Source organism: Citrobacter sp. TBCS-14 (genome assembly GCF_005280805.1).
In the GTDB taxonomy this organism is placed as follows: domain Bacteria; phylum Pseudomonadota; class Gammaproteobacteria; order Enterobacterales; family Enterobacteriaceae; genus Citrobacter; species Citrobacter gillenii.
Genome location: NZ_SZWM01000326.1, coordinates 1 through 227 on the forward strand (window position 1 = coordinate 1; position 227 = coordinate 227).

1 protein-coding gene is annotated in these 227 nt (G+C 48.9%); it reads right to left on the bottom strand.

All coding sequences use genetic code 11. The features are described from left to right. Window positions 1-149 precede the first annotated feature (149 nt). Window positions 150-227, bottom strand: a 78-nt coding sequence (locus FDX22_RS31100; protein WP_255432931.1) for a hypothetical protein, incomplete at its 5' end; no start/stop codon positions are given.

Here is a 227-nt window from a genome sequence, read left to right on the forward strand (position 1 = left end):
ATAATCTGCCTGATCATCGTCAGTGGAATTAACAGCAGCAGCATAGCGCCACCTAAGGTGACTATTTTCCAAAACAGGGGGGATTTAAACATAGCGTTCTCCTTTGCGATATCAGCAAGGTAGAACAGCTATGTGCGGGGAATTTGAAGTTATGTGAAGTGACGGTGAAGTGTAAACGAGGCCTCCGCCCCGCCTTCTGGTCGGTTGCATAACGTCACGTCACCTCG